The 21035-nt window shown below is 74.1% G+C and carries 19 protein-coding genes; 9 read left to right on the plus strand and 10 right to left on the minus strand.

The annotated features are described in order from the left end of the window. Positions 1-27 precede the first annotated feature (27 nt). Positions 28-489 (minus strand): glycosyl hydrolase family 8, encoded by a 462-nt coding sequence (locus tag RF644_RS16840; protein WP_368797367.1) that lies wholly within the window; start codon positions 487-489, stop codon positions 28-30. A 127-nt stretch (positions 490-616) separates the two neighbouring features. Continuing rightward, positions 617-1792, minus strand: coding sequence for a sorbosone dehydrogenase family protein (locus RF644_RS16845; RefSeq protein ID WP_368797353.1), 1176 nt, complete (start codon positions 1790-1792; stop codon positions 617-619). A gap of 93 nt (positions 1793-1885) precedes the next feature. Between RF644_RS16845 and RF644_RS16850 the strand changes: the two genes are divergently transcribed. After that, positions 1886-2851: a DMT family transporter gene (locus RF644_RS16850; protein ID WP_368797354.1), complete on the plus strand. Its 966-nt coding sequence runs from the start codon at positions 1886-1888 to the stop codon at positions 2849-2851. A 210-nt stretch (positions 2852-3061) separates the two neighbouring features. Here RF644_RS16850 and RF644_RS16855 read toward each other — a convergent pair whose 3' ends face one another. Together RF644_RS16855 and RF644_RS16860 are read right to left on the minus strand one after the other, a co-directional pair. Continuing rightward, complete coding sequence (locus RF644_RS16855; RefSeq protein WP_368797355.1) at positions 3062-4642, minus strand: alpha/beta hydrolase; 1581 nt, start codon at positions 4640-4642, stop codon at positions 3062-3064. A gap of 195 nt (positions 4643-4837) precedes the next feature. Next, positions 4838-6298 carry an MFS transporter gene (locus RF644_RS16860; protein WP_368797356.1) on the minus strand — a complete coding sequence of 487 codons (1461 nt, stop codon included), beginning with the start codon at positions 6296-6298 and terminating at the stop codon, positions 4838-4840. A gap of 197 nt (positions 6299-6495) precedes the next feature. On the opposite strand from RF644_RS16860, the gene RF644_RS16865 reads away from it, so the two are divergent. Then, positions 6496-7422, plus strand: a complete 927-nt coding sequence (locus RF644_RS16865; protein ID WP_368797357.1) for a DUF5996 family protein — start codon at positions 6496-6498, stop codon at positions 7420-7422. Positions 7423-7429: 7 nt separating this feature from the next. On the opposite strand, the gene RF644_RS16870 is transcribed toward RF644_RS16865, so the two are convergent. Further along, positions 7430-7867, minus strand: coding sequence for a GNAT family acetyltransferase (locus RF644_RS16870; RefSeq protein WP_290467598.1), 438 nt, complete (start codon positions 7865-7867; stop codon positions 7430-7432). 130 nt (positions 7868-7997) lie between these two features. Between RF644_RS16870 and RF644_RS16875 the strand changes: the two genes are divergently transcribed. Both RF644_RS16875 and RF644_RS16880 read left to right on the plus strand, forming a co-directional pair. Continuing rightward, positions 7998-8612 (plus strand): hypothetical protein, encoded by a 615-nt coding sequence (locus RF644_RS16875; protein ID WP_368797358.1) that lies wholly within the window; start codon positions 7998-8000, stop codon positions 8610-8612. Next, positions 8609-10207: a GMC family oxidoreductase gene (locus RF644_RS16880; protein WP_017834685.1), complete on the plus strand. Its 1599-nt coding sequence runs from the start codon at positions 8609-8611 to the stop codon at positions 10205-10207. The genes RF644_RS16875 and RF644_RS16880 overlap by 4 nt, the downstream gene beginning before the upstream one ends. A 21-nt stretch (positions 10208-10228) precedes the next feature. Here the strand turns inward: RF644_RS16880 and RF644_RS16885 are convergent, their stop codons facing one another. Together RF644_RS16885 and RF644_RS16890 are read right to left on the minus strand one after the other, a co-directional pair. Next, on the minus strand, positions 10229-11026 hold the full coding sequence (locus RF644_RS16885) for an IclR family transcriptional regulator (RefSeq protein WP_017834684.1): 798 nt from the start codon (positions 11024-11026) through the stop codon (positions 10229-10231). Between the two features lie 82 nt (positions 11027-11108). Continuing rightward, positions 11109-11429 carry a putative quinol monooxygenase gene (locus tag RF644_RS16890; protein WP_368797359.1) on the minus strand — a complete coding sequence of 107 codons (321 nt, stop codon included), beginning with the start codon at positions 11427-11429 and terminating at the stop codon, positions 11109-11111. 136 nt (positions 11430-11565) lie between these two features. Between RF644_RS16890 and RF644_RS16895 the strand changes: the two genes are divergently transcribed. Genes RF644_RS16895 through RF644_RS16905 form a run of 3 tightly spaced genes read left to right on the plus strand, consistent with a single transcriptional unit; the run spans position 11566 to position 14890 of the window. Then, positions 11566-11949 (plus strand): hypothetical protein, encoded by a 384-nt coding sequence (locus RF644_RS16895; protein ID WP_368797360.1) that lies wholly within the window; start codon positions 11566-11568, stop codon positions 11947-11949. 45 nt (positions 11950-11994) lie between these two features. Then, on the plus strand, positions 11995-12705 hold the full coding sequence (locus RF644_RS16900; protein ID WP_095650268.1) for a FadR/GntR family transcriptional regulator: 711 nt from the start codon (positions 11995-11997) through the stop codon (positions 12703-12705). Positions 12706-12712: 7 nt separating this feature from the next. Then, a complete protein-coding gene (locus RF644_RS16905) occupies positions 12713-14890 on the plus strand; it encodes a bifunctional anthranilate synthase component I family protein/class IV aminotransferase (RefSeq protein ID WP_368797361.1) in 2178 nt (725 codons plus the stop codon). Here RF644_RS16905 and RF644_RS16910 read toward each other — a convergent pair. The 3 genes from RF644_RS16910 to RF644_RS16920 are packed head-to-tail and all read right to left on the minus strand — an operon-like array spanning position 14827 to position 18038. Continuing rightward, on the minus strand, positions 14827-16236 hold the full coding sequence (locus RF644_RS16910) for an aminomethyl transferase family protein (RefSeq protein ID WP_368797362.1): 1410 nt from the start codon (positions 16234-16236) through the stop codon (positions 14827-14829). The genes RF644_RS16905 and RF644_RS16910 overlap by 64 nt on opposite strands. Before the next feature lie 57 nt (positions 16237-16293). Beyond that, positions 16294-17148 carry a formyltetrahydrofolate deformylase gene (purU, locus tag RF644_RS16915; protein ID WP_368797368.1) on the minus strand — a complete coding sequence of 285 codons (855 nt, stop codon included), beginning with the start codon at positions 17146-17148 and terminating at the stop codon, positions 16294-16296. A 17-nt stretch (positions 17149-17165) separates the two neighbouring features. Further along, entirely contained in the window at positions 17166-18038 is an 873-nt protein-coding gene (locus RF644_RS16920; RefSeq protein ID WP_368797363.1) for a methylenetetrahydrofolate reductase, read from the minus strand. 213 nt (positions 18039-18251) lie between these two features. Between RF644_RS16920 and RF644_RS16925 the strand changes: the two genes are divergently transcribed. Both RF644_RS16925 and RF644_RS16930 read left to right on the plus strand, forming a co-directional pair. After that, positions 18252-19385: a mandelate racemase/muconate lactonizing enzyme family protein gene (locus tag RF644_RS16925; RefSeq protein ID WP_368797364.1), complete on the plus strand. Its 1134-nt coding sequence runs from the start codon at positions 18252-18254 to the stop codon at positions 19383-19385. A 147-nt stretch (positions 19386-19532) separates the two neighbouring features. Further along, the gene (locus RF644_RS16930) at positions 19533-20807 is read left to right on the plus strand and encodes an ABC transporter substrate-binding protein (RefSeq protein ID WP_368797365.1); all 1275 of its coding nucleotides are present in this window, start codon (positions 19533-19535) and stop codon (positions 20805-20807) included. The last annotated feature ends 228 nt before the right edge of the window (positions 20808-21035 follow it).

The following is a 21035-nucleotide window of genomic DNA, read 5'->3' on the forward strand; positions in this document are numbered from 1 at the left end:
CGAGACGTTCTGCCAGGCCCCGTTGGATCAGTCCCCGAGCTCGAGGAGCCCGGTGGTGGGGGAGATCAGGGAGCGCTTGATCGCGGCGATGCGGGCCAGGGCCAGCCGTCGGTAGTCGTACGTCCCCGCGGAGCCCCACCGCCGGTGCGCCATCAGCCACCCCATGGCGAGGTCCAGGTCGCCGTCGGTGGCGCTGTCCCGGCCGTGGTGGGAGACCATGCGGTCGTCCTGCTCGGCGGCGTGCAGGCCCGGGTCGATCCGGGAGGGGTGGTCCAGGACGTAGCGGGTGATCCCGTCGACGTAGCCGCGGGCCCGGGGGTCGAGGGGCGCCAGCTGGGCGCAGAGCATCAGCCCGTACCCCTGCCCCTCCGCGACGTAGGGGTCGGCCCCGTTCTGGGCATCGGCACGGACGGCCCACCAGCCGCGGGCCGCGTCGCGCCGCAGCAGCGACGTCCAGCCGGCCCACAGCGTGCGGACCGCGGCGTCCAGCTGCCGCTGCGTCGTGCTGCTCGGGCTGAGCGCGGTTCCTGCCTGTGCGGGGGTCGTCGGGCCGAGCCGTCGCGGAACCCGGCCTGCGGCGGCGTTCTCCGGTCGGCGCCGGCAGGCCGCGCCCCGCTCAGGAGTCGCCGGCGCTCGCCGTGACGCGCAGGACGGCGTCGTCGTCGCCGTTGGAGGTGGTGACCCACAGGGCGCCCTCGTCGTCGAGGGTCAGCGAGCGCAGCCGGCCGTAGTCGTTCTCCAGCTCCGCCATGCGGGTCAGCCCGGTGACCGCGGTGTCCTCGACCCGGTAGACCCCCACGCCGGTGTTCTTCAGCTCCGCGACCGCCAGGGCGCCCTCCCACGCCCCCCACTGGTCCCCCTCGAGGAAGGCGGCCCCGCTGAGGGCGACCGTCGGGCGCCCGGAGGACCACGCGGCCGGGAGCGCGTCCGGGAACTCCTCGAGATCGGTCATGGGCACGGACTCGTCGTAGCCGGGCGCCGGGTCCCACCCGTAGTTGGCGCCGGGCTCCAGGACGTTGATCTCGTCGTCGGTCCCGGGGCCGTGCTCCGCCGACCACACCGTGCCCGTCCCGGGCTGCACCGCCAGGCCCTGGACGTTGCGGTGGCCCAGGGTGTGGACGGCGGCCCCGGGCCCGTCCCGGTCGGCGAACGGGTTGTCCTCCGGGACCGTGCCGTCGGGGTGCAGGCGCAGCGTCTTGCCCCCGAGCGAGTCGGGGTCCTGCGGGTTCGCGCCCTGCGCGGCGTCCCCGGTGCCCACGAGGAGCGTGCCGTCCGGGACGAAGCGCAGCCGGCAGCCGCTGTGCCGGCCGGAGCTGATGGGCAGGCCGTCGACGACCGTCCCGGTGCGCTCGGCCGCCGCGGCGCCCTCGTCGAGCCGCCAGCGGGTGACCCGCACGTCCTGCGGCCGGCCGTCCCCGGTGCGCGTCGCGTGGCACAGGAAGATCTCCCGGGTCCGCCCGAAGTCCGGGGAGACCTCCAGGCCCATCAGCCCGGCCTCGCTGCCCACGAACAGGTCGTCCAGGTCGGCCGCGACCTCCCGCGTGCCCTGCTCGTCGTGGGCCAGCAGCCGGCCGCCCCGCTCGGTGACCAGCACGGTGCCCTCCGGGGTGAGGGCCACGTCCCACGCGAGCTCGAGCTCGTCCACGACGACCTCGACGTCGAGGGCGGGGGCGTCCGCCGGGGGGCCCAGGCGCTCGCCGGTGGCCACGGTCCCGCCGCCCTCCGGGGCGCAGGCGCTCAGCAGCAGCACGAGCACGGACAGCGTGCTCACGATCCCCCCGCGGATGTCCATGGTGGCAATCTACTCCGGTCGCCGCCGGACCGGACCCGTAGGATCGGGGCATCATGCCCCGGACGGGGCGCGGAGCGGATCGGAGGTGCGCCGGTGGACCACGCCCCGGCCAGTGGTGGTGCCCGGCTGATCCTCCTGGGCGCCGTGGCGCCGGTCGTGTGGGGCACCACCTACGTGGTCACCACCGAGCTGCTGCCGCCGGACCGGCCCATGACCGCCTCCCTCCTGCGGGCCCTCCCCGCCGGGCTGCTGCTGCTCGCCCTGACCCGGCAGCGGCCGCCGCGGGACTGGTGGGGACGGTTCGCGGTGCTCGCGCTGCTCAACTTCGGGGCGTTCTTCCCCCTGCTGTTCCTCGGCGCCTACCGCCTGCCGGGCGGTCTCGCCGCGGTCGTGGGCTCCGCCCAGCCCCTGGTCGCCGCGCTCCTGCTGCTGCTGGCCTTCCGGCAGCGCACACCGCTGCCCCGGATGCTGTGGGCCGTCGCCGCGGTGGCGGGCGTGTCCGTGGCCGTGTTCGCCGGGACCGTCACCCTGGACGCCCTCGGTCTCGCCGCGGCCTTCGCCGGGACCGCGGTCATGGCCGCGGGGGTGGTCCTGACCCGCAGGTGGGGGCTGCCCGACGGCATGAGCGGGCTCGCGGCGACCGGCTGGCAGCTGACCCTCGGCGGTCTGATGATCGCCCCGCTCGTGCCCCTGCTGGACACCGGCGCCTTCGTCCTGGACCTGCCGGCCGTGCTCGGCTACGCCTGGTTGGCGCTGCCCGGCGGCGCCATTGCCTACGCCGCGTGGTTCCACGCCGGCCGGCGCATGCCGTCCACGAGCCTGACCCTGCTGATCCCGCTGACCCCGGTGACGGCCGCGGTCCTGGGCCTCCTGCTGCTGGACGAGACGCTCACGGGCCTCCAGGCCGCGGGCTTCGGTCTGGCCCTCGTCGCGTCCCTGGCGGGACAGCTGCCGGGGCTGCCCCGCGCCGGGCTCCGCCGCGGGGACGCCGGCCGGTCCCGCCCGGGCGGAGACGGTCCACGCCGCAGCGGCCGCGGAGCCCGTCACGGTTCTTCATGAGCTGCCGCAGGGCGTCCTCCCGGTCGATCGGCGGCGGCGGCCCGCGCCGGTTCGCACGCGGTCGGGAAAATCAAGGGGTGATCCGTGACCGGGGTCTCAGTAGGATGGGGCGAGGCCGCCGGATCTTCCTGATTTCCCTGGTGGCTGGGCCGGTGCGGGGGCGATCTCGTACCGGCCGCTTACTGCCCGCTCCGCTGCGGGCCCTCCGGCTCAGCAGGTCCTCTCCTCCGCGGGCAGCACGCCGTCGAGGAGATGAGCGGTGACCGTCTCGTCGATGCACCGGTTGCCGCTCACGTAGGACCCGTGCCCCTCGCCCACCCGGGTCAGCAGGTGCCCGCCCTCGAGCTGCGCGGCCAGCGCCTGCGACCACGCGTAGGGCGTGGCCGGGTCCCCCGTGCCGCCGACCACCAGGATGGGCCCGGCACCGGCGGCGTCGATCGGGGCGGGCACGCCGACGGGCTCGTGCGGCCAGGCCCCGCAGGTGACCTCGTCGTGGCTGAACCAGTCGCCGAGGGTCGGGGACGCCTCCTGCAGCTGCGCGTCCAGCGCCGCCATCGCGGCGGGATCGTCGTCCTCGGGACGGTCGAGGCAGTTGATCGCGATGTTCGCCGCGCTGGAGTTGGCGTAGGTGCCGTCGGGTCCCCGGCCGTACGCCAGGTCCGCGAGGAGCATCAGGCCCGTCCCGTCCCCGTGCTCCGTGGCCAGATCGAGGGCCTGGGTCAGGAACCACCAGATGGTCGCGTCGTACAGGGGCAGGATCATGCCGCTGACCGCGTCGTTCACGGTGAGCGGCCTGCCGTCGGCGGTCGGCAGCGGCTGCGCCTCGGCCTGCCGGAGCAGCGCCTCGATCTCGGCCGTCCCCTCGTCGACGGTCCCCTCGAACGGGCACCCGTCCAGGGGCAGGCAGGACTCGACGTACACCCGGAGGGCACGTTCGAAGCCGGCGGCCTGATCGAGGGTCAGTCGGGCCCCGTCGAGGGACGGATCCATGGCCGCGTCCAGCACGAACCGTCCCGTCCGCTCGGGGAAGAGGTCGGCGTACGTGGCGCCGAGCAGGGTGCCGTAGGAGTAGCCGAGGTAGTCGAGCTCGTCGTCGCCGAGCACCGCACGCAGGATGTCCAGGTCCCGGGCGGCGCTGACCGTGTCGACCTCGCCGAGCAGCGGGCCGGTGTTCGCCGCGCACGCCGCGGCGAACCGTTCGGCCGCCGCGACGGCCTGGGCCAGGCCCTCCGGGGTGTCGGGGTCGACCGTGGTGGCCCGGTTCGCGTCCATGGCGGCGTCGTCGAGGCACTGCACCGCGGTGGAGCTGCCCACGCCCCGCGGGTCGAAGCCCACGATGTCGTAGGCGGCCCGGACTCGCGGGTCCAGGCCGGCCGCCCACGCCTCGATCGAGGCCGTCCCGGACCCGCCCGGGCCGCCGAAATTCACGAGCAGGGAGCCCTGCCGGGCGGCGGGGTCGGTGCTCGGCACCCGGGTGACCGCCAGCTGGATCTGCCCGGCGGTCGGGTTCTCGTGGTCGAGCGGCACCTGCACCAGGGCGCACTCCGCCGCCGCCCCGCACGGGGTCCAGACGGGCTGCTGGGCGTAGAACTCCTCGAGCCCGGGCGGCACCTGGGCGGTGACGAGGACGCCGGGCGGCGGTGCGGCGACCGTGGCCGCCCCGGCCGCCGGAGCGGTCGCCAGCAGCACGGCCAGGGCCAGTGTGGAGCCCGCCCGGCGCGTGCGCCGGCGCCTCCGGTCGCGGGGACCGGGGCCGGAGGCGGGGCGGTGGTCGTTCTCGGGAGCACGCATGGCTCACCACTGCTTTCGGTCGGACCGGCCGGACGCCGGTGCGCGAGCACGAGCGCGGACGCGCACGTCAGGATCCTGCCACCGGCCTCGCGGCCCGCCCGGGCACCGGGCGCCCCCGCGCCCCGCGGCCCCGGCCTCCGCACCCCACCGGCTTCCCACCAGGGGCTTCAGGCTAGGAGCGCGCTGATCGGGCGGTCAAGGATGTGTCGTGGCGCGAACACCGCCCCGGCCGCCCCGCGCCCCGGGCGGGCGGAGGACCACGGCGGACAGGAGCCCGCCCGCCGCGAGCAGGCCCGCGCACAGCCCCATGACCACGGGGAACCCCGCACGGAGCCGGGCCGGGTCGGTGAGACCGGTCTCCCCGAGCCCGCCCACCAGCGGGATCGCCGCGACCGCGAGCAGGCCCGCCGTGCGCGCCACGGCGTTGTTGACCCCGCTGGCCAGCCCGGCCTGCTCCGTGGGCAGCGCGCCGAGGACCGTGGCGGTCAGCGGCGTGACCAGCAGGGTCAGTCCGGCGCCGAACACCGCGGCCGGGACCAGCACCTCCAGGAGGTAGTGCGCCCCGGGACCGGCCCGGCCCAGCAGGAGCACCCCGAGCGCGGCGACCAGCGGCCCGGCCGTCATGGGCGCCCGCGGACCCACCCGGTGCACCAGGGCCCCGGCGGACGGCGAGAGCAGCAGCATCAGGACGGTGACGGGCAGCAGGGACAGCCCGGCGGCCACGGGCGAGAACCCGGCCCCCACCTGGAGGGCGACGACGAGGACGAAGAAGACCGCGCCCAGGCCGGCGTAGACCACGAAGGTGATGACGTTCGCCGCCACGAACAGGCGCCGGCGGAACAGGGCGGGCGGCAGCAGCGGGGACCTCGCACGCCGCTCCCGGAGCAGGAACGCCGCCAGCAGGACGGCCCCGGCCGCGAGCGCCCCGCCCGCCGCCGGCACCGACGGGTCGTCGCCGGACGCGGCGGTCAGCCCGAGCGTCAGCGCCCCGAGACCGGCCACCAGCAGCGCCGCGCCGGGCACGTCCAGCTGCGGGCACGCCGCCGGGTTCCTCGACTCGGGGACGTGCCGGCGGGCGATCAGCGCCACGGCGAGCGCCACCGGGAGGTTGACCAGGAACACCCACCGCCAGGAGGTGGTCTGGACGAGCCAGCCGCCCGCGAACGGCCCCACGGCCGAGGCCACCCCCGTGAGCCCCGACCAGGCGCCGATGGCGCGGGCGCGGTGCTCCGGGGCGAAGGAGGCCTGCAGGATCGCGAGGGCGGTCGGCACCAGGAGGGCGCCGCCGATCCCCTGGACGGCCCGCGCGGCGACGAGGACGGTGACGTCCGGGGCCAGGCCGCACAGCGCGGAGGCCCCGGCGAAGCAGCCGACGCCGAGCAGGAAGATCCGGCGCCGGCCGTACCGGTCCCCCAGCGAGCCGCCGAGCAGGACCAGGGCGGCCAGGGTCAGCGTGTACCCGTTGACCACCCAGGTCAGACCGGTGCTCCCCGCGCCCAGGTCGGCGGCGACGGACGGCAGGGCGATGCTCACCACCGTCGTGTCGATGAACGTCAGGGCCGAGCCGAGCACGGTGGCGGCCAGCACCCACCGGGCCCGCCGCTCGCCCCAGGCCAGCGGCTCGGGCGGAGGGCCGTCGCCGGAGGATCGCACCATGGGCAGCTCGTTCCTCCTCGGTACCGGGGTCGGTCCCGGGGTCCGGCACGGGGCCCCGCCGGAGCACCCCCGCGCCGTCACCGGATCGTTCCCGCCCAGTGTCCCACCGGGAGGACCCCCCGGTCCCGTGCCCGCGGCCCCGGGCGCCCTGGACGGACCGCCCGGTGGGGCAGCACACTGGGGCGCAGGAGGCCACCATGACCCACGTCGCGTTCCCCGAGATGCCCTACGAGTCCTGGCGGGACACCCTGGACACCCTCCACCGGTTCGCGCAGGTGGTCGGCAAGGTGCGGCTGGCGTCCGCGCCGCGGCGCAACCACTGGTGGAACGTGCCGTTCCACCTGACCGGCCGCGGCATCACCACCCGGCCGATGGGACGGGACCCGGTCTTCGCCGTCGACCTCGATTTCCTGGACCACCGCCTCGACGTGAGCACCGCCGCCGGGGCCCGGCACTCCTTCGCCCTGCCGGGGCTGTCCGTCGCCGAGTTCCACGCCCGGGTCCTGCACGCCCTGGAGGCGGTGGGGGTGGAGGTGACGATCGCCCGTCCCCACCCGTTCGACCTGCCCGACTCCGGGCGCCCGTTCGGCGCCGACACCGAGCACGCCGCCTACGACACCGCCGCCGTCACCCGCTATTGGCAGGTCCTCGGCCAGGTGAACCTGCTGCTGGAGGAGTTCGCGGCCGGCTGGTCCGGGAAGACCAGCCCCGTGCACCATTTCTGGCACACGTTCGACATCGCCGTGACCCGCTTCGCGGACCGCTTCGTGGATCCCCCGCCCGGCACGGACCCGGTCACCCGGGAGGCCTACTCCCGGGAGGTCATCAGCTCCGGGTTCTGGTTCGGGGACCCCTCGTTCCCGGAACCGGCCTTCTACTCCTACACGGCCCCGGAGCCCGACGGGCTGGCCGGTGAGCCCCTGCGGCCGGCCGCCGCGTCCTGGCGCGAGCGCGGCGGCAGCCACCTCGCGGTCCTGCGCTACGACGACGTGCGGGCGCTGCCCGATCCGCACGGCGCCGTCCTGGAGTTCTGGGACAGCGCCTACCGGGCAGGGGCGCGCCGCAGCGCCTGGGACTTCGCCCGCTACGACTGCCCCCAGGGCGTCACCGACCCCCTGCGCTGAGCCGGGCTCAGCCGCTCTGCCGGGCCTGCCGCTCGGGGTCGAAGAACTTCCCGAGCACCACGGTGTCCTGGACGGCGTAGCCCATCCGCTCGTAGAACTCCCGGGTCCCCGTGTTCGTGCTGCGCACCATGAGCTGCATCTTCGGGATGCCGCGCCCGGCCACCCACCCCTCGGCGGCGGCCATCAGCTCGCGGCCGAGCCCCTGGCCCCGGCGGGACGGGTGCACGGCCACGTAGTACACCCACCCCCGGTGGCCGTCGTGGCCGACCATGGCGGTGCCGGCGAGACGCCCCTCCTCGACCGCGGCCAGGACGGTGGAGGTCGGCCCGGCGAGCGCCCGGTCCAGGTCCGCCCGCGGGTCGTTCCAGGGGCGGGTCAGCCCCGCCTCCTCCCACAGGGACACGGCGTCCTCGTGCAGGTGCTCCGGCAGTCGTTCGACGATCACACGGCCTCCTTCGGTCGGCCCATGCTCTCACGGGCGCCGATTCTCGTCCTGCGATAACGGCCCTGGCCCGCGGACGTGCGCTGGCTCACACTCTGAGACACACCCGTCACCGCCGACGAGGAGGAGACCCATGGTCTATCCCGCGAAGTACTCCGCTCTCAACGCCCTCGCCCTGACGGACGAGGCGAAGCGCACCCTCACCCGCGTCATCCGGGTGGCGTTCCCCCACCCCCGGATCCCCGACGGCCCGTACGAACGGATGGCGGAGAAGATCGCCGCCGAGGCCGAGGACTCCACGTGGTTCCGGATGGCCCTGACCCAGGGGCTGCTGACCCTGAACTCGCTCAGCGACGCACCGTTCGTGGAGCTGTCCGACGACGCCGCGCTGAAGGTGCTCAAGCGGATCGCCGACCTCGAGTTCTTCGGCTTCATCCGCCGCACCACCGTGCTGCACCTCTACGACGACCACGAGGTGTGGGAGACCCTGGGCTACGAGGGCGAGTCCTTCTCGAAGGGCGGCTACCTGCACCGCGGCTTCGACGACCTCGACTGGCTGCCGGACCCGCGCGTCGAGGAGTCCGAGGAGGAGCTGGCCGAGTGCGGGCCCCTCGGCTACCCGGTGGCGACCGCGGCCCCCCAGGAGGGGTGGAACCTGGACCAGCAGGGCGCCTCCGAGACCACCGAGCAGCCCTTCAGCGACCTCTTCAAGGGGTCGGACGTCATCGAGCACGGGGAGACCGCATGACCACCACGCCCCAGGACCAGCAGCGCGCCGCACGGATCGAGCTCGACGACGACTCCGCCGTCGTCGTCATCGGCTCCGGAGCCGGCGGAGGCACCCTCGCCCACGAGCTCACGGAGAAGGGCGTCAAGGTGGTGCTTCTCGAGGCCGGGCCGCACCTGACCAGTGAGGACTGGGTCAACGACGAGTGGGAGGCCTTCCACCAGATGGCCTGGCTGGACCCGCGCACCACCACGGGGTCGTGGCGGATCGCCCGTGACTTCCCCAACCTCCCGGCGTGGATCGTCAAGGCCGTCGGCGGGACCACCACCCACTGGTCCGGGGCCACGCCCCGGTTCAAGGCCCACGAGTTCCGCACGCGCAGCGTCTACGGGCGCGTCGACGGCGCCAACCTCCTGGACTGGCCGATCGGCCTGGAGGACCTCGCCCCGTACTACGACCGGGCCGAGCAGAAGATCGGCAGCACCCACCGCCACGGCCGGCCGCCGCTGCCCGCGAACAACAACTACAAGGTGCTCGCCGCGGGCGCGCAGAAGCTCGGCTACCGGCACTACGCGACCGGCCCCTACGGGACCAACGCGGAGCCCTACGACGGGCGGCCGGCCTCCGTCCAGGACGGGTTCAACTTCCAGGGCGACAAGAACCGCTCGAAGTGGTCCACGCTCGTCTCGGAGATCCCCAAGGCCCTGCGCACCGGGAACCTCGACCTGCGCCCGGACTGCCACGCCGTGCAGATCACCCACACGGAGAAGGGCCTGGTCGACAGCGTGCTCTACGTCGACGGCGAGGGCCGGGTCCAGCGGCAGCGGGCACGGCTGGTGGCGGTGGCGTGCAACGCGATCGAGACGCCCCGGCTGCTCATGCTCTCCGGCTCCCCACTGTTCCCGGACGGGCTCGCGAACTCCTCCGGGCAGCTGGGCCGCAACTACATGCGGCACACCACGGGCTCGATCTACGCGCAGTTCGACCGGCCGGTGCACATGTACCGGGGCGAGACGATGGCCGGGCTCGTGGCGGACGAGTCCCGGCACGATGTCGACCGCGGCTTCGCCGGCGGGTACTACATGGAGACGATCTCCCTGGGCCCCGCCTTTCTCGCCAGCTTCGTGGACCCCGGCTCCTGGGGGCCGGAGTTCACGGCCCTGCTGGACGGCTACGAGAACACCGCCGGGATGTGGGTGGTGGGCGAGGACATGCCGCAGGAGAGCAACCGGGTGACCCTCAACTCCTCCGTGACGGACCACCTGGGGCTGCCCGTGCCCAACGTGCACTTCGACGACCACCCGAACGACGTGGCGATGCGCAACCACGGCTACCAGCAGGCGTCCCTGCTCTACGAGTCCGTGGGCGCGACCTCCGTGCACCACACGCCGCCCTACCCGTCGACGCACAACATGGGCACGGCCCGGATGAGCGAGCGCCCGGAGGACGGGGTGACCAACGCGTTCGGCCAGACCCACGACGTGCCGAACCTGTTCGTCGCGGACGGCTCGCTGTTCACGACCGGCGCGGCGGCGAACCCGACGCTGACGATCGTGGCCCTGGCCGCCCGGCAGGCGGACTACATCGCCGAGCAGCTGGCGGGACGCCACCTGTAGCCGCCGGACGTGGAGGGCTGCTCAGCCGGTCGCGGACCGGACCGGGCAGCCCTCCGCGGCGCGCAGGGCCCGTCCCACCCGGTCCGCGGCGTCCCGCAGGACCGGCGCGATCGCCCGGTGCCGCCGCTCGAAGTCGGTGGGCCGCAGGGACACGGCCACGGAGCCCAGGGTGCGCCCGGCGGAGTCGACCACCGGCGCGGCCAGGCACGAGGCGCCGGGCACGAACTCCTCGCGCTCCACGGCGACGCCCTCCGCGCGCACCCGCCCGAGCTCGCGCCCCAGCTCGTCCGGCGTGGTGAGCGTGCGGTCCGTCAGGGGGCGCATCCCGTGGCGGCCGAGGTAGTCCGCCACCTCGTCGTCGTCCATGCGGGAGAGCAGGATCTTGCCGAAGGCCGTGGCGTGGGCGCCGCCCGTGAAGCCGAAGTCCATGGGGTCGATGCGCGGCCGGCGCGGGGAGTCGACCACGTGCGCCACCACCACCGCGTCGCCGCGGTAGACCGCGAAGTACGCGGCGGCGTCGGCGCTCCCGTGCAGCTCCCGCACCGCGCGCTGCACGGTGGCGGGGGTCGCGACCTGCTGGCGCAGCGAGGCGTCGAGCGCGTGCAGCTTGTAGCCCAGGCCGTAGCGGCGCTGGTCCCGGAGGTGCACCACGTGCTCGGAGGCCACGAGCGTCTGCAGCAGCCGGTAGACCGAGGGCAGCGGCATCCCGAGCTCGGTGCTGATGTCCTTGGCCGTGGCGCCCCGGGGGTCCCGCGCGACCACGTCCAGGAGGGCGAAGGCTTTCTGGACGGAGGCCATGCCGGTGTCGCGTGCGGTCATGCCTCACATTGTGGCGTGCCGGGTTGCACATGCCAACAGCCCGGGAGCCTCGCTCCCGGGCCGGCGGCGCGCCGTCGGACGGTCAGCCGACCGTGATCTCCCCCATCCGGTTCCAGCCCGAGGCGGAGATCTGCTCGCTGATGATCTGCGGAGTCTCCACGAGCGCCTGGGGCGCCTCCGCCGTGAACTTCCTGAAGTGGTCGCTGTCCACGTGCGGGCCCGCGCCGTCGTCCGCGAAGGCCTCGACGAGCACGAACTCGTGGGGGTCCTCCACGCTGCGGGACCAGTCGAACCACAGGTTGCCCGGCTCCGCGCGGGTGGCCTCGGTGAACTCCTTCGAGAACTCGACCCAGCGGTCGGCCCACTCCGGCTTCACCTTGAACTTGACGACGATGAAGATCATCCCTGCTCCCCTCTCGCGGACGTCCCGGTTCACCCCGGGACTCTCGGTGCCAGTGTCGCGGCCCGTGGAAGGGCCCGCCAAGGGAGGTTATCGCGGACCGATAACGACGGCGCCCGGCGCACCGTACGGTGGACCCATGACCGACCTGCACCGCACCCCGCCGACCGCGCCGACCACCGTGGACCTCGACGGGAGGACGTTCGTGGGCGTGTCCAACGCCGCCGACGGGGACGTCGGCTCCGACACGGTCTTCGACTACCACCAGGAGGACGACCTCGTGTGGGCCGAGTACGCGGGCGGCTCGGTGCGCCGGGGCTTCCTCGTCGGCACGCGCGCCGGGGACGGGCTGAGCTTCCGCTACTCGCACCTGGACGGTGCCGGGGAAACCGCCGGCGGGGCGTGCACGTCCCGCATCGAGGTGCTCGGGGACGGCAGGGTGCGCCTGCACGAGACCTGGGCCTGGGAGTCCCGGGCGGGCACGGGGGGCAGCGTGGTCGAAGAGGTCGGCCGCCGGCCCTGACGCCCCGGGCTGCGGGGGCCGCTCCCGGGGTGGGATCATGTCCCCATGAGCCGCAACCTCACCTCCGCCCTCGTGGACGACCTCCGGGCGCGCATCGTGGACGGGCGCATCTCCCCCGGCGAGCGCCTGCCCAGCGAGAGCACGCTGATCGCGGAGCACGGGGTCAGCCGCACGGTGGTGCGCGAGGCCGTCGCCCGGCTGCAGGCGGAGGGGCTCGTGCACACCCGGCGGGGCAGCGGCAGCTTCGTGCTGACCCCTCCGGCCGCGCCCGGCGGGACGAGCCGGCCGGTGCGGACCCTGCAGGACCGACGCCGCCTGCTGGCCTTCCGCACCGGGGTCGAGTCCGAGGCCGCCGCGCTGGCGGCCACGGCCCGGGAGGAGCACCAGCTCGCCCGGATGGAGGACGCCCTGGCACGGTCCGAGGAGGAGGTCGACAACCCGGCCGCGTCCCTGGAGAACGACTTCGAGTTCCACCGGACCGTGGCGGAGGCCAGCGGGAACCCGTACTACGTGGACGCCCTGACCGGCCTCGGGCCCGCCATGATCACCATGCCGCCGCGCCGGCTGGACGGCGCCCCCGGCGGCGGGCGCGCGGCCCGGGTCGCCGCCGAGCACCGGTCGGTCCTGGACGCGATCCGGGCCCGCGACCCGCTCGCCGCGTCGGCGGCGATGCGCGCGCACCTGGCGAACTCCCGGTGGCGGCTCGAGGCGGAGGCGGGCGACGGGCCGTCCGCGACCGCCCCGGGGAACGGCTGAGGCGGCCGTGACGACGCAGGAGGTCCTCACCGAGGTCCGCCTGTCCCCGGTGCAGATGCTGCGGGCCCTGCGGGACCAGCCCGGGCTGGTGGGGCTGTTCGGCGACTGGTCCGACGGCGACACCGTGATCGGCGTGCGGCCGCTCCGGGTGCTGGGCGCCGGCGAGGACCCCTTCGCGGCCCTGGACGCCCGGGTCCCGCTGCCGGACGCCCCGCTGCCAGACGCCCCGCTGCCGGATGCCGCCCAGGAGGGGGATCCCCCGCCGGACGACCCCCAGGAGGCGGCCTTCGGCGGTGGCTGGATCGGCTACCTCGGCTACCAGCTGGCCCGGCGCCTCGAGCGGCTCCCCGCCGCCCCGCCGCGCCCCGCGCGGCTGCCGGACCACCACCTCGGGTACTACGACCACGTCCTGCGCCACCGCGCCGCGGACGGCGCCTGGGTGCTCGAGTGGCTGCCGGGCACGGACCCGGCCCGGGTGGCGGCCGCGCGGGAGCTCGCCCGCACGGCGCCGGACGCCCCGCACGCACCGGCGCCCTACCGGTGCGGGCCCTTCACGGCCGACGCCTCGGCCGCCGCGCACGCCGCCGCCGTGACCGCGGTGCTGGGCCACATCCGCGACGGCGACGTCTTCCAGACCAACGTCTGCCGCGGTCTCGAGGCCGGTTTCCGGGGCGACCCGCTGGACCTGTTCTGCGCCGGCCAGGAGGCCCTGGCCCCGCGCTTCGCCGCGTTCCTGCGCCTCCCGGAGGGGGCGGCGGTGGCGAGCCTGTCCCCGGAGCTGTTCCTGCGCCGCACCGGGCGCACGGTCCTGACGTCCCCGATCAAGGGCACCGCACCGGCCGCGAGCGACCCCGCGGCGCTGCACGCCTCGGCGAAGAACCGGGCGGAGAACGTCATGATCGTGGACCTGATGCGCAACGACCTCTCCCGGGCGTGCGTGCCCGGGTCGGTCCGGGCTCCTGCCACGCCCCGGGTCGAGCCGCACACCGGGGTCCACCACCTGGTGGCGGACGTGCACGGGCGGCTGCCCGCGGGGCTGGGGGACGGGGCGCTGCTGCGGGCCACGTTCCCCCCGGGGTCCTGCACGGGCGCCCCCAAGATCCGGGCCATGGAGATCGTCAACGCGCTCGAGCCCGCGGCCCGCGAGGTCTACACGGGGGCGATCGGCCGCGCGGACCCGGCCGGCCTGGTGCTCAACGTGGCGATCCGCACCTTCGAGTTCACCGGCGGCCGGGTCCGGCTGGGGGTGGGCGGCGGGATCGTGGCCGACTCCGACCCCGCGGACGAGGCGCACGAGACGCTCGTGAAGGCGGTGCCCCTGCTCGACGCCGTCGGGGCCGTGCTGGACGAGGACCTCCGGCGGGACTGGGACGGGCACCGGCCCGCGACGGTGCTCGAGCTCCTCCCGGCCCTGCCGGTCCTCCCGCCGGCCCGGGAGGAGGGGGTCTTCACCACGCTGCTCGTGCGCGAGGGCGCGCCCGTGGACCTCGAGGCCCACCTCGCCCGGCTCGGCGCCAGCTGCCTCGCCTGCTGCGGTGCGGCCCTGCCCGCGGGCGTCCGCGGCGAGGTCCTGGAGCGGGCCGCCGCGCTGCCGGGTCCGCACCGGCTGCGGATCACGGCCGTGCCCGCCCCGGGGGGCGCCGTGACCGTGACGGTCACGGCCACGGCCCTCCCCCGGGAGCCGGTGCCGCCGTGGCGGCTCGTCCCCGTCCGGCTGCCCGGCGGCCTGGGGGGGCACAAGTGGGCGGACCGCCGGGTGCTCGCCCACGAGCCGGTCCCGGGGCTGTGGTCGCGCAGCTGCGATCCGCTGCTCGTGGACGCGGACGGCATGCTCCTGGAGACGGGCAGGGCGAACGTCTTCGTCGTCGTCGACGGGGCCGTGCTCACCCCGCCCGCGGACGGCCGGATCCTGCCCGGGGTGGTGCGCGCCCGCGTGCTGGCGGCGCTGCGCGCCGCCGGCACGGACGTCCGCGAGCGCCCGGTGGCGTGGGCGGAGCTCGCCCGCGCCACCGAGGTGTTCGTGACCAACTCGGTGGCGGGCGTGCACCCCGTCGGGGCGGTCGACGGCCTCGGGCGGTGGGAGCCCGGGCCCGTGCTGCGCGCCCTCGGACCGCTCCTCGGCTACCCCTTCGCCGAGGCGGTCCGCCACCCGCCGTGGTACTCCTTGCGCACCACCTCGGAGTAGGGCACGGGGCTGACCACGGCACGGACCTCGAGCTGCTCGTGCGGCTCCACGGTGGTCTTGCGGCTGCCGCCGTCCGGCTCGCCCCAGACGACCTTCAGCTCGGTGCCCTCGGGCACGTTCGGGTCGACGGTCGCCAGGGACAGGCCCTTGCGCTCGTTGTAGCTGTAGCCGGTGAACATGGACAGGCCCACGGTGCGGCCGTCGGCGTCGACCACCGCGTCGTAGTTGGACGAGCCGTAGTTGGCCAGGGGCAGGTCGAAGTACTTGTAGTCCGGGCCCTCGGTGTCGAAGAGGGAGGCGAAGATCTTCTGCATGTCCTCGGCGTTCCAGGCCAAGGTGGCCTTCCGGCGCTGGGTCGAGGGGTCGACCTGCTCCAGGGCGTCGCGGCCGATGAAGTCGTGGTCGAACTTCACGAAGGACCCGTAGCCCAGATCCCACGGCGTGAGGTAGTAGTCCTCGATGTTCTCGGAGACGAAGCTGCCGGCGAGCGCGTTGGTGGCCTCGTAGCTGTCCGCCCCGAGCCACTTCCGGTAGTCCGCCGTGCCCTCCCCGGTGTAGATCGCCGGCAGCGGGGACGGGATCCAGCCCGACTCGAGGGTGTTGGAGGGGTACGCCCGGGCGCCGACGGGCACGATGCCGAACTCGGCGCCGGCCTCCAGGATCGTGGCCCGCACCTGGTCGTAGGACTCGTAGGGGCCCCAGATCTCCAGCCCGGGCTCCCCGGCCATGCCGTGGCGCAGGGTGCGCACCTGGGCACCGCCCACGCTCATGCGGTCCATCGTGAAGAACTTCAGCTGCTCGAGCGGCCCGCCGTTGAGCTTCTCGATGATCTGCCACGCGCTGGGGCCCTGGATCTGGAAGCGCCAGTACTTCCGGACCACGGGCTTGCCCATCGGGCGGGACGGGGAGCGGCGGTCGACCTCGATGTCGACGTCGTAGCCGCCGGTCTCGCCGTGGTAGAGCAGCCAGTTGGCGGCCGGGGCGCGGCCCACGTAGACGTACTCGTCCTCCTCCTGGTGGAAGAGGATGCCGTCGCCGATGACGTGGCCGGCCGGGGTGGTGGGCACGTACTGCTTCGCCTTGTTCACGGGGAACGTCCGCGTGCTGTTGATCGCGGTGTCCGAGATCAGTCGCAGGGCGTCCTTGCCGCGGATGAACAGGTTGTCCATGTGGTGGGACTGGTCGTAGAGCACGGCGGTCTCCCGCCACGCCTTCTGCTCGCTGCGCCAGTTGTGGAACTCGGGCGCGACCACGGGATAGACGTACGCGCCGATCTGCGAGTTGCGCAGCAGCTCGACGGTGCCGTTCGAGGCGTCGAGGACGTCCTGGAGAGTGCGGGGTGCCACGGTTGACTCCTTCTCTGCGGTGGTGCCCCGGCCGCGACGACGCGGCCGGGGCGGGGATCAGAACACGATGGTCTGGCGGTCGTGCCGGATGATGCGGTCCTGGCAGTGCCACAGCACGGCGCGGGAGAGCACCTGGCGCTCCACGTCCGCGCCGCGGCGGGCGAGCTCCTGCGCGGAGTCCCGGTGCGAGGCCCGGACCACGTCCTGCTCGATGATCGGGCCCTCGTCGAGGTCCTCGGTGACGTAGTGCGCGGTGGCGCCGATGATCTTCACGCCCCGCTCCTTGGCCTTGCGGTACGGCTCGGCCCCGATGAAGGCCGGCAGGAACGAGTGGTGGATGTTGATCACCGGCACCCCGACCTCGGTCAGGAACGTGGAGGACAGGATCTGCATGTAGCGGGCGAGGACCACGAGGTCGACGTTGCCCTGCAGCAGGCGCAGGTGTTCCGCCTCGGCCGCGGCCTTGTCCTGGGTGGGGACGTGGAAGAAGGGGATGCCGAAGCCGCGGACGTCCTCGGCCATGTCGGGGTGGTTGGAGACGACCATCGAGATCGTCATGGGCAGCTCGCCCCGGCGCTGGCGCCAGATGAGATCCAGCAGGCAGTGGTCGGACTTCGAGGCGAAGATCGCCACGCGCCGCGGCACCGAGAGGTCGGTGAACCGCCACTCCAGCTCGAACCCGTCCGCGAGGGCCGCGCTGAGGTCCTGCTCGAGCGCCGGCCGCAGGGCCGGGTAGCCGGGCAGGTGGAAGACCGTGCGCTGGAAGAACGCCCCGCCCTCGGGGTCGTCCGAGTGCTGGTCGAGGGACACGATGTTCGCCCCGTGCCGGGCGAGGACCTCGGTGACGACGGCGACGATCCCCGGCTGGTCCCGGCCGTGCACCACGAGGCTGGCGTGGTCCGGGCGGAGCATCGACGGGCGGGCCGCGCTCACGGGGTCCCCCCGTCCGTCCCGAACTCGCGGACCCACTCGGCCGTGGCCCGCAGCCCGCCGAAGGTGTAGAAGTGCAGCAGCACCTGCCCGTGCACCGCGGGATCGAGGCCGGTGGCGAGGTCGCGCAGGAAGCGGTCCGGGCCCGCGGTGCCCAGCAGGTTGGTCAGGGAGAAGCCGTACTTCTGGACGATCCCCGCCGAGGTGCCCACGCCGAAGCGGCGCGCGTAGCCGAGCAGCCGCCGGACGCCCGCCGGCCCGGGCACCCCGATCCGCACCGGGGTGTCGACGCCGCGGCGGCGCACCTCGGCCAGCCACTCCAGGACCGGGTCCTTGTCGAAGCCGAACTGGGTGATGATCTCGGGCTCGAGGCCCTGCTCGCGGATCGCGGCCGTCTTGTCGGTCAGGGCGGACCAGAGGGCGGCGTCGTCGATGCCGGGGTGGCCCTCCGGGTAGCCGCTGACGCCCACCCCCCGCACGCCGTGCCGCGGGAGCACTCCGGTGCGGATGACGGAGAGGGAGTCCGGGTAGGGGCCCTCGGGGGTCTCGGGGTCCCCGCCCACCACGAACACGTGCTCGGCGGCGCCGACCTCCGCGAGCGCCGCGAGGAACTCCTCGAGCTCGCCCTGGGAGCGCAGCCTCCGCGCCGACAGGTGGGGCACGGGGACGAAGCCGTGCTCGCGCACCGCGCGGGCGGCGGCCACGCGCATGCCCAGGTCCTCGTTGCCGAGGAAGGTCACGTTGATCCGGATCCCCGGAGGCACCACGGCGGCGGCCTCCTCCAGGGCCGGCACGTCCTTGCCCGTCATCTCGAGGGAGAAGTCCCGGAGCAGCGCGGCGGCCGGTCCGGCGTGGGGCGGGTCGATCGGCATCGGTCCACATCCTTTCCGCGGTGCGCGCCCGGGGGCGCGCCGCGGGCGTGGGGTTCACACGGTCTCGCCGCCAGTGTTGCAGGTCACAATAACTATGTACAGAGTGTTTCGGCTCCGGGGGTCCGGAGGGCACCCTCAGGCACTAGTCATACAAGTTATTTATTTGTACTATTCATTCTGACCGCCGCCGCCGAGACCCTCGAGGATCCCGCCATGCCATACACCCCGGACACCGTCCGCCACGTCCAGCTCTCCACCGCCACCCTGCCGTTGAGCACCCCGATCTCCGACGCCAAGGTCTTCACCGGCCGGCAGCGGCCGATGACCGAGGTCGTGTTCCTCTTCGCCGAGATCAGCACCGCGCAGGGGCACACCGGGATGGGCTTCAGCTACTCCAAGCGCGCCGGGGGCCCCGCCCAGTACGCCCACGCGAAGGAGGTGGCGGAGGGCCTGATCGGCGAGGACCCCAACGACATCGCCAGGGTGTACGACAAGCTGCTGTGGGCGGGCGCCTCCGTGGGCCGCTCCGGAGTGGCCACCCAGGCGCTGGCCGCGATCGACGTGGCCCTCTGGGACCTCAAGGCCAAGCGCGCCGGACTGCCGCTGGCCAAGCTGCTGGGCGCCCACCGGGACTCCGTGCGGACCTACAACACCTCCGGCGGGTTCCTCAACGCCTCCCTGGAGGAGGTCCGGGACCGCGCCACCCGCTCCCTCGAGGAGGGCATCGGCGGGATCAAGATCAAGGTGGGCCTGCCCGACTCCGCCGAGGACCTGCGCCGCGTGGCGGGCGTCCGCGAGCACATCGGCGCGGGCGTGCCCCTGATGGTCGACGCCAACCAGCAGTGGGACCGCGCCACGGCCCTGCGCATGGGCCGCCGGCTCGAGGAGTTCGACCTCGTCTGGATCGAGGAGCCCCTGGACGCCTACGACGCCGAGGGCCACGCCCAGCTGGCCGCGGCCCTGGACACGCCGATCGCCACCGGCGAGATGCTCGCCTCCGTCGCGGAGCACGTCCGGCTCATCGACGCCCGGGCCTGCGACATCATCCAGCCCGACGCCCCGCGCGTGGGGGGCATCACCCAGTTCCTGCGCCTGGCGGCCCTGGCCGACCAGCGCGGACTGGGGCTGGCCCCCCACTTCGCCATGGAGATCCACCTGCACCTGGCGGCGGCCTATCCGCGCGAGCCGTGGGTGGAGCACTTCGACTGGCTCGACCCCCTCTTCGAGGAGCGCCTGGAGACCCGGGACGGGCGCATGCTCGTCCCCGACCGCCCCGGGCTGGGCGTCACGCTCAGCGGCCAGGCCCGCGCCTGGACCACGGACAGCGTGGCGTTCGGCCGGCCGTAGGCACCGCGGCCGGCGCCCCCGGCGGGCGCCGGCGCGACACGGCCGACGAAATCCGAGCGAGCCCTTGACCCGTGAGGCAGGTCACAGCTACGCTCGGGAAAACGCTTTCCAGAACGCGTTGCCTCGACCCTAGGAGACATGATCAGCATGAAGCGAACGGGAACCCTCGCGAAGGCCGCCACCGTCCTCAGCGTGTCGGCGCTGGCCCTGACCGGCTGCGGCGGCGGGGACAGCGCCAGCGCGGACGGCGACGTCGAGCTCCGCTTCGCCTGGTGGGGCTCGGACACCCGCCACGAGCAGACGCAGGAGATCATCGACGCCTTCGAGGAGCAGAACCCGGGGATCACCATCACGGGCGAGTACGGCGACTTCAGCGGCTACTGGGACAAGCTCGCCACGCAGACGGCCTCCAACGACGCCCCCGACATCATCCAGATGGACGACAAGTACATCCGCGAGTACGCCGACAACGGTGCGCTCCTGGACCTCTCGGACGTGGACGTGAGCGAGCTCGAGGAGGACGTCGTGGAGAGCGGGCGCACCGAGGAGGGACTCTTCGGCGTGGCCACCGGTGTGAACGTCATGGCGATCATGGCCAACCCGAGCATCTACGAGGAGGCCGGCGTCGAGCTCCCCGACGACAGCACCTGGACCTGGGAGGACTACTCGGACGTCGCCGCCGAGATCGCCGAGAAGTCGGAGGCCTACGGCGCGAGCGGCCCGAACGAGCCGGCAGGGTTCCAGATCTGGCTGCGCCAGCAGGGCAAGGAGATGACCACCCCGGAGGGCGAGCTCGGGTTCGAGGAGGCCGACGCGACCCAGTACCTGGCCCTGCAGAAGAAGCTGGTCGACGACGGGGCCCTGCCCCCCGCCTCGGTGCTCACGGAGGACCAGAGCCCCGGCCCGGACCAGTCCCTGAGCGGCACCAACGGTGCGGCCATGGGCATGTGGTGGACCAACCAGCTCAGCGCCCTGAACGCGGCCTCCGGCAACCAGCTCGTGCCGCTGCGCTTCCCCAGCTCCGACGGCTCCGAGGGCGGCGCGCAGCTCTTCCAGAAGTCGGCGATGTTCATGTCCGCCTCCGCCCGCACCGAGCACCCGGAGGAGGTCAAGGCCTTCATCGACTTCATGGTCAACAGTGAGGAGGCCGGCAAGATCAACCTCGCCGACCGCGGCCTGCCCGCCAACGAGACGGTGCGCGAGGCCGTCCTCCCCGAGCTCAGCGAGTCGGACACCGCGGCCGCCGAGTTCGTCGAGGAGGTCCAGCCGGAGCTGGGCGACCCCACGCCGATCCCGCCGCTGGGCTTCAGCACCCTGCAGGAGATCATCTACCGCTACGAGCTGGACGTGGCGTTCGAGCGCTCCAGCCCCGAGGACGCCGCCCGCAGCATGATGTCCGAGATGGAGTCGGCGATCCGCTGACCCGCACGCTCCGCGGGCGCCGGCCCCGAGGCCGGCGCCCGCGGCTCCACCCGGTCCGCGTCCCGCGGACCACCACCCGCTCTTCTCCTTCGGATCGTCCGGCACGTGCCTGCCGGGAAAGAGGCCTCGAACCATGTCTTCTGTGCGCTACGCCAACGTGACCTGCCAGTACCCCGGGGCCGAGCGGCCCTCGGTCACCGACCTGAACCTGGACATCGCCGACGGGGA

The sequence above is a fragment of the Kocuria sp. CPCC 205258 genome, assembly GCF_040981005.1.
GTDB classification, from domain to species: domain Bacteria; phylum Actinomycetota; class Actinomycetes; order Actinomycetales; family Micrococcaceae; genus Kocuria; species Kocuria rosea.

What these genes read in the sequence shown, in the direction of transcription:
- RF644_RS16845 (WP_368797353.1), bottom strand. Translation starts at nt 1,792, where the DNA reads ATGGACATCCGCGGGGGGATCGTGAGCACGCTGTCCGTGCTCGTGCTG.
- RF644_RS16855 (WP_368797355.1), bottom strand. Translation starts at nt 4,642, where the DNA reads ATGCGTGCTCCCGAGAACGACCACCGCCCCGCCTCCGGCCCCGGTCCC.
- RF644_RS16860 (WP_368797356.1), bottom strand. Translation starts at nt 6,298, where the DNA reads ATGGTGCGATCCTCCGGCGACGGCCCTCCGCCCGAGCCGCTGGCCTGG.
- RF644_RS16865 (WP_368797357.1), top strand. Translation starts at nt 6,496, where the DNA reads ATGACCCACGTCGCGTTCCCCGAGATGCCCTACGAGTCCTGGCGGGAC.
- RF644_RS16875 (WP_368797358.1), top strand. Translation starts at nt 7,998, where the DNA reads ATGGTCTATCCCGCGAAGTACTCCGCTCTCAACGCCCTCGCCCTGACG.
- RF644_RS16880 (WP_017834685.1), top strand. Translation starts at nt 8,609, where the DNA reads ATGACCACCACGCCCCAGGACCAGCAGCGCGCCGCACGGATCGAGCTC.
- RF644_RS16885 (WP_017834684.1), bottom strand. Translation starts at nt 11,026, where the DNA reads ATGACCGCACGCGACACCGGCATGGCCTCCGTCCAGAAAGCCTTCGCC.
- RF644_RS16890 (WP_368797359.1), bottom strand. Translation starts at nt 11,429, where the DNA reads ATGATCTTCATCGTCGTCAAGTTCAAGGTGAAGCCGGAGTGGGCCGAC.
- RF644_RS16895 (WP_368797360.1), top strand. Translation starts at nt 11,566, where the DNA reads ATGACCGACCTGCACCGCACCCCGCCGACCGCGCCGACCACCGTGGAC.
- RF644_RS16900 (WP_095650268.1), top strand. Translation starts at nt 11,995, where the DNA reads ATGAGCCGCAACCTCACCTCCGCCCTCGTGGACGACCTCCGGGCGCGC.
- purU (WP_368797368.1), bottom strand. Translation starts at nt 17,148, where the DNA reads ATGCTCCGCCCGGACCACGCCAGCCTCGTGGTGCACGGCCGGGACCAG.
- RF644_RS16920 (WP_368797363.1), bottom strand. Translation starts at nt 18,038, where the DNA reads ATGCCGATCGACCCGCCCCACGCCGGACCGGCCGCCGCGCTGCTCCGG.
- RF644_RS16925 (WP_368797364.1), top strand. Translation starts at nt 18,252, where the DNA reads ATGCCATACACCCCGGACACCGTCCGCCACGTCCAGCTCTCCACCGCC.
- RF644_RS16930 (WP_368797365.1), top strand. Translation starts at nt 19,533, where the DNA reads ATGAAGCGAACGGGAACCCTCGCGAAGGCCGCCACCGTCCTCAGCGTG.